This is a genomic window from Streptomyces sp. NPDC008086 (genome assembly GCF_042957325.1).
Lineage (GTDB): Bacteria > Actinomycetota > Actinomycetes > Streptomycetales > Streptomycetaceae > Streptomyces.
On the sequence record NZ_JBIBIA010000006.1, the window covers coordinates 89887 to 103575 of the forward strand.

The window sequence follows — 13689 nt, forward strand, 5'->3', positions numbered from 1 at the left end:
ATCACCATGGCCATCACCGACGACCTGCGTAAGACCCTCAGCGACCCGACCCCGCTCTACTTCGCCGCCGGCACCGCCGACCTGGCCCTTCAGCAGGCCAGGAAGGTGCCCGGCCTGGTGGAGCAGCTGCGCGCCGAGGCGCCGGCGCGGTTCGAGGCCGTGCGCAACACCGACCCGAAGGCCGTCCAGGAGAAGGCCGCCGCCCGCGCCAAGGAGGCGGGTGCCAAGGCGAAGGAGGCTCAGGAGAGCTTCCAGACCAAGGTCAACGAGTTCGTCAGCGGCCTGGACGCCGACATCAAGAAGTTCGGCACCAACCTGGACGCGGACTTCAAGAAGCTCGGCAGCAACCTCGACGCCGACCTGAAGAAGTTCGGCGAGAGCGCCCAGGACATCGCGCTGCGCACCATCGGTGTCGCCGCCGAGTACGCCGTGAAGGCCCGCGAGACCTACGAGAAGGTCGCCGAGCACGGCGAGCAGGCCGTGAAGACCTGGCGCGGCGAGGCGGCCGAGGGGATCGAGGAGCTCGCCGTGGCCGTCGAGCCGAAGGCCGAGCCGGTCGAGGTCAAGTCGGACACCGCGAACAAGACGGACAACGCGGGGAAGAGCGAGACGGCCAAGCCGGCCGGGACCGCCCCCGCCGCCGAGGCCGCCCCGGCGAAGAAGGCCCCGGCCAAGAAGGCCCCGGCCGCGCGCAAGACGACCGCCAAGAAGACGACCCCGCCCGCCAAGTAAGCCCCTGGCCCGCTCGCGACCGGCCCGCCCCAGGTACCTCCAGGTCACACGGGCGGGTGAAATGGGGCCGACCCGCACGGGCCGGGCACTTAACAGGTGCTCGGCCCGTTGTTCGGGTAGCCGGCCTGCGGTTGCGGGTACGGTGACCGCGTAAAGACGAGCCGAGTCGGGTGGTGGACGTAGTGCTGATGCAGGGCTTCGCGGGGTTCATGTGGCTGCTGAGTGTGGCCCTGATCCTTTTCACCGGCTTCGCGTTGGTCGACGCGGCCATCCGCCGCGAGGACGCCTACCGCGCGGCCGACAAGCAGACCAAGCCGTTCTGGATGATCATCCTCGGGCTCGCCTTCGTGGTGAACCTGATCTTCAACATCCTGTCGTTCCTGCCGATCATCGGCCTCATCGCGACGATCGTGTACATGGTCGACGTACGCCCCGCGATCAAGGGCCTGCCCGGCGGCGGCCGCAGCAGAAGGGGCTCGAGCAGCGACGGCCCGTACGGCCCGTGGAACGGCGGCCGCTGATCAACGCCCTTCAGGGGTGACGCCAGGGGGGCGACGCCCGGCGAGCCGTTCAACCTCCCCGGTTCAACCTCCCCGGTTCAGACCCCCCGGTTCAGACCCCCCGGTCCAGCAGCAACACCGCCACGTCGTCCGCCAACTCGCCCCCGTTGAGGTCCCGAACCTCATTGACCGCGGCCCGCAGCAGCGCCTCACCGCGCAGCCCCTCGGACAGCTGCCGACGGACCATGGACACCATGCCGTCCTGTCCGAGCCGCTCCCGTCCCTCACCGACGCGCCCCTCGATCAGGCCGTCGGTGTAGAGCATCAGGGACCACTCCGCCCCGAGCTCCACCTGCATCCGGGGCCAGCGAGCCCCGGGCAGCAGCCCGAGCGCGGGCCCGTTGTTGTCGTACGGCAGCAGCCGTGCCGCCCGCCCCGGCCGGGCGAGCAGCGGCGACGGGTGCCCGGCCAGGCACAGCCCGGCGCGCCGGCCGTCCGGCGCGATGTCCACCGTGCACAGCGTCGCGAAGATCTCGTCGTCGGCCCGCTCGTGCTCCAGGACCTGCTGCAGCGTGCCCAGCAGCTCGTCGCCGCACAGCCCAGCCAGCGTCAGTGCCCGCCAGGCGATCCGCAGCTCCACACCGAGCGCGGCCTCGTCGGGCCCATGGCCGCAGACGTCGCCGATCATGGCGTGCACGGTGCCGTCCGCCGTACGGACGACGTCGTAGAAGTCGCCGCCCAGCAGCGCACGCGAGCGCCCCGGCCGGTATCGCGCGGCGAACCGCAGGGACGAGCCCTCCAGCAGCGGCGTCGGGAGCAGACCGCGCTCAAGGCGACGGTTCTCCTGGGCCCGCATCCGGCCCTCGGCGAGCCGGCGCTCGGCCGTGTCCGAACGTTTCCGCTCGACGGCGTACCGGATCGCCCGGCTCAGCAGCCGCCCGTCCAGCTCGTCCCGGAAGAGGTAGTCCTGCGCGCCGACGCGCACGGCCTCGGCGCCGCGCTCGGCGTCACCGGAGGCGGTGAGGGCGAGGACGGCATGACGGGGCGCGAGCTCCAGGACGTGCTTGAGCACGCCGAGCTCGTCCTCGTCGTCGGGGCGGCCGGGCAGCGCGAGGTCCAGCAGGATGCAGTGGACGTCGTCGGTGAGCAGCCGCTCGGCCTCGGTGAGGTTGCGGGCGGTGCGCACCCGGATCGGCTTGCCGGCCGAGTCGAGCAGCTCGGGCACGATCGCGGAGCCGCCGGGATCGTCCTCGATCAGCAGCAGCGTCAGGTTGGTGTGGCTGGTGTTCTCGACCGTTGTTTCCTTACGCGGGGCCTCTTCCGTGGAGGTGCCGCCTGGGGATGCGGCCTGCGCCTGACCACTCTCCACGGCCGGGATCGCTCTCTGCCGCGGTATGGGTACGGGCATCTCTTGAGTTCCTTCCCTCCCCCCGAGGGCATGGTGGGAACGAGGGGTCTCGATCCACCGACGGGGACCATAGCGGTTGTCGGCGTCGCAACGGAATGGTGTGGCGCACGCCGGCTGGGCGCAGGCCGCTGTCATATGCCGCGTTCCCTACCGCAGTTGGACAGCCCGGGGGACGCTCGGGGATGACGAACGTCACGTCAACAGACAGACGGGAAACCGGGCGGCGTGGGTTGGGTCACGTGGCGGGGATCACGGCCCGCGGCCCCGAAATCTCCCCACTCCTCACCCCGCAAGTCACCCTCAATGCTTACGCATCGGGTCGAACCACCCCGAGGATCGGCATCGATCCGGCCCCCGCCACCGTCACCGTCCGCCCCGGCCGCGGGGCGTGGATGATCGCGCCGTCGCCGACGTACAGGGCGACATGACTGGCGTCGTCGTTGTAGATGATGAGGTCGCCGGGGCGCATGTCCTCGATGTCGATGCGCTTGAGCTGCTTCCACTGCTCCTGCGAGGTCCGCGGAATGCCGCTGCCGGCGCTCGCCCAGGCCTCCGAGGTGAGGCCCGAACAGTCGTACGTCTTGGGCCCCTCGGCGCCCCATTCATACGGTTTGCCCAGCTGGGCGGTGGCGTATTCGATGGCCTTGCGCCCCTTTTCGGAGGCCTCGCCCTTGATGTCCTTCAGGATGCCGGAGTCCAGCCAGGCGGTCTGCGCCTTGTGCGCGGCCTCCGCCTCCAGCTTGGCGAGGCGCTCCTTCTCCTCCTCCTCCAGCTGGGACTCCAGCTTCTCGGCCGCCGCGATCTCCTTCTGGATCTTCTTCTTGGCGGCGGCCTTGGCCTTGCGGCCGTCCTCCAGTTTCCGCCACTGCGCGGAGGCGTCCTTGGCGTACTGCTCCAAGTCCTGCTGGGTGCGGGTCATTTCCGCGAGCAGCCCCTTGGTCGCGCGCTGCCCCTGCAGCACCCGGCCCGTGCCGTCGAGGAACGCCTCGGGGTCGTCGCTGAGCAGTAGATGCGCCTCGTCGGGCAGCCCGCCCGAGCGGTACTGCGCGGCGGCCGCGGCGCCCGCGCGCTTCTTCAAGTCGGCGAGCTTCTCCTGGCCTTCGACGATCTTCTTGGCCAGCGCGACGATCTGGGCGGACTGCTCATCGGCAGCCTCCTCGGCGGCGTTGTACGCGTCGGTGGCGACGGCGGCCGAGTGGTAGAGCTTCTCCAGCTTCTTGCGGACGGCCTCGAGGTCGCTGTTCGACGCGGCGCTCGGGGACGGTGAGGCGCTCGGGGTCGGTGTGGGTGCCGCGAACGCCGCCCCTGGTGCCCCCAGAACGGTGACCGCGCAGACAACGGTCACGGCCGCAGTGACCAGGCCGCGCTTGCCCGAACCCATACCAGTGCCCCCAAACTGATGTCCCGTCAGTAACTTACGGGGGATCGTGCCATGCCGACGCGCAAAGTGACAGAGGTCTGCTTCCCCCCTTTCCCTCCCCGTCATGACGATCTCCCCGCCTTTGTGACGAACGACTCCCGGAGATCGTTCCCCGCCCTCACCCCCGCGGCGCCAACGCCTCCCACCGCACCGTCACTTCCCCCTGCCGCCACCGCCCCGGCCCGTCCACCACCGGCCAGTCCACGGCAAGGTCCCGCACCGCCCGGATCCACCGCTGCCGGGCGCCGTACGAGGCATAGGGCGCCGCGGCGGCCCAGGTCCGGTCGAAGTCCCGTAGGAACGCATGCACGGGCTCACCGCTCACATTGCGATGAATCAGCGCCTTCGGCAGCCGCTCGGCAAGATCCGAAGGCCGCTCCAACGACCCCAACCGAGCCGCGAAGGTCACCGTACGAGGTCCCTCCGGCCCCAGCGCCACCCACACATGCCGCCGCCCGACCTCGTCACAGGTCCCTTCCACCAACAACCCGCCACCGACCCCGTCCCGGGCCGGCGCGAGCCGGGCACACAGCCGCTCCCAGACCGCCGCGACCTCCCCCTCCTCGTACTGCCGCAGCACATTGGCGGCCCGCACGAGCATCGGCCGCTCCGCCACCGGAATCTCGAACCCCCCGTGCCGAAAGGCAAGCCCGTCCCGCTCATACGGCCTGGCGGCGGCCACCCGAGCCGGCTCGATCTCCAGCCCGACCACCCGCACCCCAGGAGCAACGGCCCGCAACCGCCCGAGCAGCTCCACGGCGGTCCAGGGAGCGGCCCCGTACCCGAGATCGACAGCCACAGCCTCACCGGCCCGCCGCAACGCACCGCCATGCACATGTGCGATCCACCGATCCATACGGCGCAACCGATTGGGATTGGTGGTCCCGCGAGTCACCGTTCCCACGGGGCGGGAGGCGCGGGCAGTCATGCCTACGAGGGTAAGTGGCCGGCCGCAAGTGGGGACGACCCGCACCGGCGCAACGGCGAGCAGGGGACGTGCCGGGAGGTGTCCGCCCGCAGCGGTGGGCGTCAACGCAGAGCACATCCAAAACCAACCGAGCCGCCCGACCGAGGACGGACACCCCCCCGGCGCGGCCCCGACCCACCTCCAACCGCCGGCGCAACGCGAACCCCCACTCACCGCAACAGGCCGCCGCAGACATCCCCCGCCCCATCAGTCGCACCCACCTACGCCACAGCCCCCCGAACAGTTGAGCGACATCCGGTAATTCCTAGGCAAAAACCACCCCACCAGGAATGGGAACCCCGCGCTCCGCTGTTGCACCCCCGTGGAGGGCCGCACCCTCACCCAGGCATGCCCGCAGCCAAGGAGGACCACCACGTGAGCCACTACGTCAACCGGCTCGGGTGGCTCCACCGCCGCCCCCGCCGCGTAGCCATGCTCAGCGTGCACACCTCACCGCTCCACCAGCCCGGCACAGGCGACGCCGGCGGCATGAACGTCTACATCGTGGAGCTCGCCCAACGCCTCGCCGCGATCAACATCGAGGTCGAGATCTTCACCCGCACCACGGCGACCGACCTCCCCCCCACCGTCGAGCTGGCCCCGGGCGTACTCGTACGCCACGTGGACGCGGGCCCCTACGAGGGCCTCAACAAGGAAGACCTCCCCGCCCAGCTCTGCGCCTTCACCCACGGCGTGATGCAGGCCTGGGCCGGCCACCGCCCCGGCTACTACGACCTGGTCCACTCCCACTACTGGCTCTCCGGCCACGTCGGCTGGCTCGCCGCCCAGCGCTGGGGCGCCCCCCTGGTGCACGCCATGCACACCATGGCGAAGGTCAAGAACGCCAACCTCGCCGACGGCGACACCCCCGAGCCCGCCGCCCGGGTCATCGGCGAGACCCAGATCGTCACGGCCGCGGACCGCCTGATCGCCAACACCTCCGAGGAGGCCGACGAACTGGTACGCCACTACGCCGCGGCTCCCGACAAGGTCGCGGTCGTCCACCCCGGCGTCAACCTCACCCGCTTCTCACCGGCAGACGGCCGAGCCGCCGCCCGAGCCCGCCTCGGCCTCCCGCAGGACGCCCTGATCCCCCTGTTCGCGGGCCGCATCCAGCCCCTGAAGGCACCGGACATCCTCCTGCGCGCCGTAGCCGTCCTCCTCGACGAGCACCCCCACCTGCGCTCCCGCGTCCTCGTCCCGATCGTCGGCGGCCCCAGCGGCAGCGGCATGGCCAAGCCCGAGGGCCTGCAGAAGCTCGCCGCCCGCCTGGGTATCGCGGACGTCGTACGGTTCCGCCCACCCGTCGGCCAGGAGCAGCTCGCGGACTGGTTCCGCGCGGCGTCCGTGCTGGTCATGCCGTCGTACAGCGAGTCCTTCGGCCTGGTGGCCATCGAGGCGCAGGCCGCCGGCACCCCCGTCCTCGCGGCAGCCGTGGGCGGTCTGCCGGTGGCGGTCCGGGACGGCCGTACCGGCTACCTGGTCCAGGGCCACGATCCGGCCGACTACGCGCGCGTGCTGCACGGCTTCGCCGAGAACCCCGACCTGTCCCCGCGGATGGGCGCGGCCGCGGCCCGGCATGCCCAGTCCTTCGGCTGGGACACCGCGGCCGCCGCCACGGCGGACGTCTACACGGCCGCGACCCAGGCCTACCGCCGTCGCGTACGCTCCCACCATGGCTGACGCACAGAAGGCGGAGCAGGTCGCCGCGCAGGTCGTCGAGGGGACCCTGAAGGACGCCGACCTCGAATGGGAGAGCCCGGCCCCCGGCAACTACGTCGTCAAACTCCCCGGCACCCGCAAACTGTCGACGACGGTCTCCCTCCTCGTCGGCCGCCACTCCCTCTCCCTCAACGCCTTCGTCATCCGCCACCCCGACGAGAACGAACCGGGCGTCCACCGCTGGCTCCTGGAGCGCAACCTCAAGCTGTACGGCGTGAGTTACGCCGTGGACCGGCTCGGTGACATCTACGTCACGGCCAAGCTCCCCCTGTCCGCCATCACTCCCGACGAGATCGACCGTCTCCTCGGCCAGGTCCTGGAAGCGGCGGACGGCGCCTTCAACACGCTTCTGGAACTCGGCTTCGCCTCCGCGATCCGCAAGGAGTACGAGTGGCGCGTGGCGCGCGGCGAGTCGACCCGCAACCTGGACGCGTTCGCGCATCTGACCAAGCGTTCCACCGACTGAACCCAGGTCCGTACGCTCAGCGCGCGCTGCCGCGATAGCGCCCTGGTGGCACGCCGACCAGCTTCCGGAAGTGCCGGGTGAGATGGGACTGGTCGTAGAAGCCGGTCGCGGTGGCCACCTCGGCCGGCGACCGGCCCTCCAGGAGCAGTCGCCGGGCCCGGTCGACGCGGCGGGACATCAGGTACTGGTGCGGGGCGATGCCGTACGCCGTGCTGAACGACCGTACGAGATGGGCGGGATGGGCGTGCAGCAGCCCGGTCGCCTCGTCCAGGGCGAGGCCCCGCACGACGCGCTCGTCGAGGAGTTCGCGCAGCCGGCGGGCGAGGGCGGGGTCGCGGCGCGGGATGTCGTCCGTGACGGCTTCGGGCCGCAGGTGGGCGCGCAACCGGTCGCCGATGAGGGTCAGCCTGCTGTCCGCCTCCAGCTCGTCGCCGGGCCGGGCGAGCGCGGTGTGCAACTGGCCGACGCGCCGCCGGAGCACCGGGTCGCGCAGGTCGGGGGAGTCGACGGCACGGCCGATCAGGTCGTCGCCCAGCCGGCTGCTGTCCAGGTAGAGCACCCGCTTGCGGAAGCCGTGCGGGGTGGCGGGGGAGCCGTTGTGCGGGACGTGCGGCGGCAGCAGCGTCACGGTGTCGTGCGGGGTGCCGTGCTCGTGCCGTTCGAGGTCGTACCGGACGGCGCCGTCGTCGACGATCAGCAGCGTCCAGGCCTCGTGGACGTGCATCGGGTACGCGTACCCGGTGAAGTGGGCGTGGAAGACCTCGGTGACGCCCGGGACGGAGGGGCGCCACGCGGAGACTTCCTGGCGGTTCCGTGCGGCGGCCATGCAAAGAACGTACAAGACGGGGGCGTACGGCGGCCGCGAGTCTCGTCGTATGAGCGACGCGAGCCACACGAGCCATACGACCGACCGGGCCCCTGTCCGTTTCGACACGAAGATCGCCGTTCTGCTGCGCGACGACCTGGAGACCTGGCAACGCCTGAACGTCACCGCGTTCCTGGTCAGCGGCCTGGGCACGCACCTGCCCGAGGTGATCGGGGAGCCGTACGAGGACGCCGACGGCGTCCCCTACCTGCCGATGTTCCGCCAGCCGGTCCTGGTCTTCGAGGGCACCAAGGAGACGCTGAAGGCGGCCCACGCGCGCGTGCTGTCCCGCGCACTGCCGCGCGCGGTCTTCACCTCCGACCTGTTCACGACCGGCAACGACCGCGACAACCGGGCGGCGGTGCGGGCCGTGGCGACGGGGGAGCTGGACGTGGTGGGGCTGGCGGTGCACGGGCCGAGGAACGCGGTGGACAAGGTGCTGAAGGGGGCGCGGATGCATCCGTGAGGACGCGAACGTGCTCGGGGCTGGTCAGGCGGGGCTGACCTCGGGCTTCGCCGCGGCGGCCGGGATCTCGTCGGCGGCGGGCTCCTCGGCGTCCAGCCGGCGCATCAGGACGGCGTACCCGATGGCCGCCGCCGTACCGATGACCGCGCACATCCCCCACAGCCACTCGGCGCCGAAGCGGTCGATGACGAGGCCGGACATCAGAGGCGCGACGAGGGCCGCCACCGACCACGACAGGGTGTACATGCCCTGGTACCGGCCGCGCCCCTGGGCGGGGGACAGGCGCACCACGAGCCCGGTCTGGGTGGGCGCGTTCAGCATCTCGCCGAGCGTCCACACGCACACCGTCAGGGCGAAGACGCCGACCGAGCCGGCGAAGGCGGTGAGTCCGAAGCCGTAGCCGGCGAGCAGGGACGAGACGATGAGGATGCGGCCCGTGTCCCGGCGTTCGATGAACCGGGTGACCGGGATCTGGAGCGCGACGATCAGCACCCCGTTGACGGCGATGGCGAGCCCGTAGTCGGCGGGCGAGAACCCGGCCGCGCCCATCGCCACCGGCAGTCCGACCGCCCCCTGCTGGAAGACGAGGGCGACGAGGAAGGACAGCCCGACGACCCCCATGAAGCGCCGGTCGCGCAGCACCGTCCCGAGCCGGACCTCCTCGCCGGCGTCCTTCTCCGTGCCGGTCTGCCGGGGCGGTCGCGACTCGGGCAGCTTCACGAACACCACGACCGCGCAGACGGCCGTCATCCCGGCCTCGATCAGGAACCCGGAGAGGTAGCTGACCTCGGCGATGAACCCGGCGGCCATGGAGGAGACGGCGAAGCCGAGGTTGATCGCCCAGTAGTTGAGGGAGAAGGCACGCACCCGGTCCTCGGGCCGGACGATGTCGGCCATCATCGCCTGCACGGCGGGCCGGGAGGCGTTGGAGGCCGCGCCGACGAGGAAGGCGACGGCGGCGATGGCGACCGGGTGGTGCATGAACCCGAGGAGCGCGACGGACGCGGCCGTGGACGCCTGGGCGACGAGCAGGGTGGGCCGCCGCCCGAGCCGGTCGGTCATGACACCGGCGCCGATCGACGAGACGACCCCGCCGAGGCCGTGGAGGGCGGCGACGAGACCGGCGTAGGTGGCGGAGTACCCGCGGTCGAGGGTGAGGTACAGGGCCATGAATGTGGCGACGAAGGCCCCGAGCCGGTTCACCAGCGTGCTGGTCCACAGCCACCAGAACTCGCGGGGGAGCCCGGAGACGGTTTCCCGGGTGGCACGTCTCAGGGCGGCGACGGACATGCGGAATCCCCCACGGATGAAGACGGACGCGGATGGCGCCACGGATGTAAGAAGCCAAGGCGGCGAACGCAAATTACAAGCGGGCCGCTCCGCGAGGCCACTCAATTAACAGATCCCGTCAACCGTCCGCTCCTCGGGCGCGGGGCACACCCGGCCGAAGCCTTGGATTACGCTCGGACGCATGGCCGACGCACCGTACAAGCTGATCCTCCTCCGCCACGGCGAGAGCGAGTGGAACGCGAAGAACCTGTTCACCGGCTGGGTGGACGTCAACCTCAACGAGAAGGGCGAGAAGGAGGCGGTCCGCGGTGGCGAGCTCCTGAAGGACGCCGACCTCCTGCCCGACGTGGTCCACACGTCCCTCCAGAAGCGGGCGATCCGCACGGCGCAGCTGGCCCTGGAGGCCGCCGACCGCCACTGGATCCCGGTCCACCGCAGCTGGCGCCTCAACGAGCGCCACTACGGCGCCCTCCAGGGCAAGGACAAGGCCCAGACCCTCGCCGAGTTCGGCGAGGAGCAGTTCATGCTGTGGCGCCGCTCCTACGACACCCCGCCGCCGGCTCTCGAGGACGGCACGGAGTTCTCCCAGTCCGACGACCCGCGCTACGCCACGATCCCCCCGGAGCTCCGCCCCCGCACGGAGTGCCTGAAGGACGTCGTCGTGCGCATGCTCCCGTACTGGTACGACGGCATCGTCCCCGACCTCCTGACCGGCCGCACGGTCCTGGTCGCGGCCCACGGCAACTCCCTCCGCGCCCTCGTCAAGCACCTCGACGGCATCTCCGACGCCGACATCGCGGGCCTGAACATCCCCACCGGCATCCCGCTCTACTACGAGCTCGACGCCGACTTCAACCCGGTGACGCCGGGCGGCAAGTACCTGGACCCGGAGGCGGCTGCGGCGGCCATTGAGGCGGTCAAGAACCAGGGCAAGAAGAAGTAAGTCCGCACGAATAAGCCCCCTACCTGCGGGTTCTCCGCTGGCAGGGGGCTTTTCGTTGGCCCTGGGCCGTCTCTGGGCCGTCAGGTGCGGGACGGGCCCGGCCGGGCCGTGTCGAAGACGGCCGCTACGGCCTTGCGGGTGCGCTCCTGGCTGGAGGGCATGAGGTGCGCGTAGACGCGGAGCGTCAGACCAGGGTCGGAGTGGCCGAGGTACTCGGCGAGGGCCTTGATGTTCTCGCCCGCGTCCAGGAGGACCGAGGCGTAGAAGTGGCGTAGCGCGTGCATGCCGTTCTCGCGGGACTCGGCGTACGAGCTGCCCGGCTTCCGCTCGGGGATCACGCCAGCTGCGGCGAGGGCCCGCTTCCACACCTCCTCATTGAGCGACGTACGCCAGACGTGTCCGCCACGCGGCCCGGTGAAGATCAGCCGCTTGGTCACCGGAGGCCCGTCCGCCACCTTCCACGGCAAGGTGATCTCGACCGGCGGGAACCGCTTCATGTGCTCCCACAGCGCATCAGCGACCGGCCCAGGAAGAGGCACATCCCGCAGCTTGCCGCCCTTGGGCGGAGCGAACACCGCCTTGCTACGACTCAGCTTCAGTTGCTGGACAACGTGAAGCGTGTCCGACTCGAAGTCGATCGCGTCGACGGCGACACCGAGGATCTCCCCCTGACGAAGCCCACAGCCACCGCCCAGGTCGACCATGGCCTGGTACCTCTCAGGCATGGCGGCCTGGACGGCGAAGACCCGTTCGGGCGTCCAGGGGACGATCCGCTTGGTGTCCACCGTGGGCGGCCGGACCGACCGAGCAGCGCACGGGTTCCGGGGAAGGTGCCCGTCGTCCACCGCCGCACTCAGCGCCGCCCGCACGTTGGAGTAGATCGTCCGCGCGTACGAGCCCCGGACGCCGTTCTCCTGAAGCTGCCGAACCCAGTCGCGTATGTGAGCAGGCTGGAAGGAGCCGAGTGGACGCGAGCCCAGGTAGGGGAAGGCGTGCAGCCGGAGCTGCGACTCCATCGACGCCTGGGTGTTCGGGTCCGGCGCATGCTTCACCCACTTCTCGGCGTACTGCTCGAAGGTGATTCGAGCCGCACGCGGGTCGATGTACTGCCCGCGCGCCATGTCCGCCTCGGTGTGAGCCAGCCACTGTTCAGCGAGCCGCTTCTGCCGATCCGGGAAGCTTTTCGACTTCTCCGTACCGTCCGGCCCGATGTACCGGGCCCGGTAGCGGGACCCCGTGCCGTACCGCTCCGTCTTGACCTTGCGAGCCTTGCCGTCCGGCCCGGTCTCCGTTCTGTACCAGCGGTCTTGGATGTGCCCGGCCATCAGGCAGCAGCCCCTTCCATCAGGGACTCGACCCAGGTCCGCACGTCCACGGGGTCGTAGCGCAGGTGCCGGCCAACCCGGAAGCCACGTGGTCCGGTGCGCTTCCGCCGCCACTGGTAGACCGTCTCGACCGGCACGCCCAGGATCTCGGCGACGTCCAGAGGAGTCAGGTACCGCGAAGGCAGAGCACGCGGCTCGGCAGCGGCCTCTGCGACGGCGAGATGGCGCTTAGCCATGGGTCGGTTCTCCTTCCGTTCCGGGGGCGGGTTCTAGGGATGTGGCAAGCCAGGCTTCGGTGTCGGTCAGGCCGGTTCCGGCGAAGACCCAGTGCGCGAGGACGTACGTCGTGGCGTTCTCGTGCTCGGGCAGGGCGGTTGCGGCTTGGGCGCGGCGCCATTGGGCGCGGGCGTCGCGGAGGGCGCCGAGGGTGGTGGAGTAGCGGCGGGATTTGGTGGAGAAGTGGCCGCGGAAGCCGAGCATGTGGGCCCAGGCGCGCAGGCGGAGGTGTTCCAGGTCCTTGCGGGCGCCGAGGCTCCATGCGGTTCGGATGAGTCGGCGGGCGTGGTCGCTGATGTCGAGTTGGGCGAGTTCGGCGGCGAACTTCAGCGGCCGGTCGAGAGCTCCCGTGGCGGTCTCGGCGCCCTTGGTGGCGTACTTGGCGATGTACGCCGCTACGGCCCGTTCGGTCAGTTCCTGGCCGTCGTTGAAGTCGGCGGAGCGGATGGTGCGGACGTCGAGTTGGCGGCCGAAGGCGAAGGTGTGGGTGCGGCCGTCGATGACCGGTCCGTCCACGCGGACCTTGGCCGCCGCTGCCTTGATGGCGTCCGTGAGCAGCTCGGCGGTTGCCCACACGGGAGGTGAGGAGTCGCCGCCGGTGGGGCCGTCGAGGCGGATGACGGCGTGGAAGTGGACGGCGCCGCGCTTTTGGTACTCGGCGACCTTGGCGAAGGAGACGCGGGCGTGTTCGCGGAAGCGGCGTTGTGACAGGCCGGCGCGCTTGGCGACTTCCCGGCGGAGGTAGGTGGAGAAGCGTCGCCAGAGCGGACCGGCGTGCGCGTTCCAGAGAACGGCCGCTTCGTAGTCGTAGGTGTCCGGGTCGAGCGCGGTACCGAGTACGGCGTCGTCCTGGTCGTGGCGGGTGCCGCAGCGGCAGGGGCGCCCGCTGGAGGGGCGGTTGTGGACCGGGCCGAAGCTCGGGGCGGTGAAGGTGGCGAAGACGCGCGGGTGGGTGCCGACCTGTTCGGGGGTGCCCTTGCCGCCGCGCAGGCCCGAGGTGATCAGGTGGAAGGTGTCGCGGCGGTAGACCTCTGCGCAGGCGGCACACCGAGTCGTACGGCGGTTGTTGCAGCGGACGAGGAGGTTCCCGGCCGGGAGGTCGGTGGATTCGAGGTGCTGGAGGACGCGGCCGATCTCGCCGGTGGTGGTGTTGATGTCGTACTCGGTGCGGTGGCCGTCGAGGCGGATCGGGTGGGTGCAGCCGCCGAGGCCGGAGAGCTGGCGAAGGATACCGGGCAGGGTGCCGTGCTCGGCGAGCTTGGTGAGTTCCGGGAGCGGGGGCGGGGTGGTGCGGGTGAAGATGGCGGTC

General features: G+C 70.8%; 14 protein-coding genes. 6 read left to right on the forward strand and 8 right to left on the reverse strand.

Going from position 1 to position 13689, the window contains the following annotated elements:
* Nucleotides 1–6 precede the first annotated feature (6 nt).
* Together ACFZBP_RS21730 and ACFZBP_RS21735 are read left to right on the forward strand one after the other, a co-directional pair.
* On the forward strand, nucleotides 7–732 hold the full coding sequence (locus ACFZBP_RS21730) for a hypothetical protein (protein WP_383457470.1): 726 nt from the start codon (nucleotides 7–9) through the stop codon (nucleotides 730–732).
* A gap of 188 nt (nucleotides 733–920) precedes the next feature.
* Nucleotides 921–1253, forward strand: a complete 333-nt coding sequence (locus ACFZBP_RS21735) for a DUF2516 family protein (protein WP_383457648.1) — start codon at nucleotides 921–923, stop codon at nucleotides 1251–1253.
* Nucleotides 1254–1344: 91 nt separating this feature from the next.
* On the opposite strand, the gene ACFZBP_RS21740 is transcribed toward ACFZBP_RS21735, so the two are convergent.
* The 3 genes from ACFZBP_RS21740 to ACFZBP_RS21750 all read right to left on the reverse strand — a co-directional run bounded on the left by ACFZBP_RS21740 (nucleotide 1345) and on the right by ACFZBP_RS21750 (nucleotide 4988).
* A complete protein-coding gene (locus ACFZBP_RS21740; protein WP_391415300.1) occupies nucleotides 1345–2640 on the reverse strand; it encodes a SpoIIE family protein phosphatase in 1296 nt (431 codons plus the stop codon).
* Between the two features lie 307 nt (nucleotides 2641–2947).
* A complete protein-coding gene (locus ACFZBP_RS21745; protein ID WP_391415302.1) occupies nucleotides 2948–4021 on the reverse strand; it encodes an NlpC/P60 family protein in 1074 nt (357 codons plus the stop codon).
* A gap of 157 nt (nucleotides 4022–4178) precedes the next feature.
* Nucleotides 4179–4988, reverse strand: coding sequence for a class I SAM-dependent methyltransferase (locus ACFZBP_RS21750; RefSeq protein WP_383457480.1), 810 nt, complete (start codon nucleotides 4986–4988; stop codon nucleotides 4179–4181).
* A 414-nt stretch (nucleotides 4989–5402) separates the two neighbouring features.
* Here ACFZBP_RS21750 and mshA point away from each other — a divergent pair, with 414 nt between their 5' ends.
* Together mshA and ACFZBP_RS21760 are read left to right on the forward strand one after the other, a co-directional pair.
* A complete protein-coding gene (mshA, locus tag ACFZBP_RS21755) occupies nucleotides 5403–6710 on the forward strand; it encodes a D-inositol-3-phosphate glycosyltransferase (protein ID WP_383457651.1) in 1308 nt (435 codons plus the stop codon).
* Nucleotides 6703–7215, forward strand: a complete 513-nt coding sequence (locus ACFZBP_RS21760; protein ID WP_391415304.1) for a YbjN domain-containing protein — start codon at nucleotides 6703–6705, stop codon at nucleotides 7213–7215. The genes mshA and ACFZBP_RS21760 overlap by 8 nt, the downstream gene beginning before the upstream one ends.
* A 16-nt stretch (nucleotides 7216–7231) precedes the next feature.
* Here the strand turns inward: ACFZBP_RS21760 and ACFZBP_RS21765 are convergent, their stop codons facing one another.
* Nucleotides 7232–8041 carry an AraC family ligand binding domain-containing protein gene (locus ACFZBP_RS21765; protein ID WP_391415306.1) on the reverse strand — a complete coding sequence of 270 codons (810 nt, stop codon included), beginning with the start codon at nucleotides 8039–8041 and terminating at the stop codon, nucleotides 7232–7234.
* Between the two features lie 49 nt (nucleotides 8042–8090).
* Between ACFZBP_RS21765 and ACFZBP_RS21770 the strand changes: the two genes are divergently transcribed.
* Complete coding sequence (locus tag ACFZBP_RS21770) at nucleotides 8091–8546, forward strand: DUF2000 family protein (RefSeq protein WP_391415308.1); 456 nt, start codon at nucleotides 8091–8093, stop codon at nucleotides 8544–8546.
* A 24-nt stretch (nucleotides 8547–8570) separates the two neighbouring features.
* Here the strand turns inward: ACFZBP_RS21770 and ACFZBP_RS21775 are convergent, their stop codons facing one another.
* The gene (locus ACFZBP_RS21775) at nucleotides 8571–9836 is read right to left on the reverse strand and encodes an MFS transporter (protein WP_391415310.1); all 1266 of its coding nucleotides are present in this window, start codon (nucleotides 9834–9836) and stop codon (nucleotides 8571–8573) included.
* 181 nt (nucleotides 9837–10017) lie between these two features.
* Between ACFZBP_RS21775 and ACFZBP_RS21780 the strand changes: the two genes are divergently transcribed.
* Complete coding sequence (locus ACFZBP_RS21780) at nucleotides 10018–10779, forward strand: phosphoglyceromutase (protein WP_383457497.1); 762 nt, start codon at nucleotides 10018–10020, stop codon at nucleotides 10777–10779.
* Nucleotides 10780–10859: 80 nt separating this feature from the next.
* Here ACFZBP_RS21780 and ACFZBP_RS21785 read toward each other — a convergent pair whose 3' ends face one another.
* Genes ACFZBP_RS21785 through ACFZBP_RS21795 form a run of 3 tightly spaced genes read right to left on the reverse strand, consistent with a single transcriptional unit; the run spans nucleotide 10860 to nucleotide 13619 of the window.
* Nucleotides 10860–12104: a tyrosine-type recombinase/integrase gene (locus tag ACFZBP_RS21785; RefSeq protein ID WP_391415313.1), complete on the reverse strand. Its 1245-nt coding sequence runs from the start codon at nucleotides 12102–12104 to the stop codon at nucleotides 10860–10862.
* Nucleotides 12104–12340 (reverse strand): helix-turn-helix domain-containing protein, encoded by a 237-nt coding sequence (locus ACFZBP_RS21790; RefSeq protein WP_391415314.1) that lies wholly within the window; start codon nucleotides 12338–12340, stop codon nucleotides 12104–12106. Before ACFZBP_RS21790 ends, ACFZBP_RS21785 begins: the two co-directional genes overlap by 1 nt.
* Nucleotides 12333–13619, reverse strand: coding sequence for a replication initiator (locus ACFZBP_RS21795; protein ID WP_391416071.1), 1287 nt, complete (start codon nucleotides 13617–13619; stop codon nucleotides 12333–12335). Before ACFZBP_RS21795 ends, ACFZBP_RS21790 begins: the two co-directional genes overlap by 8 nt.
* Between the last annotated feature and the right edge of the window lie 70 nt (nucleotides 13620–13689).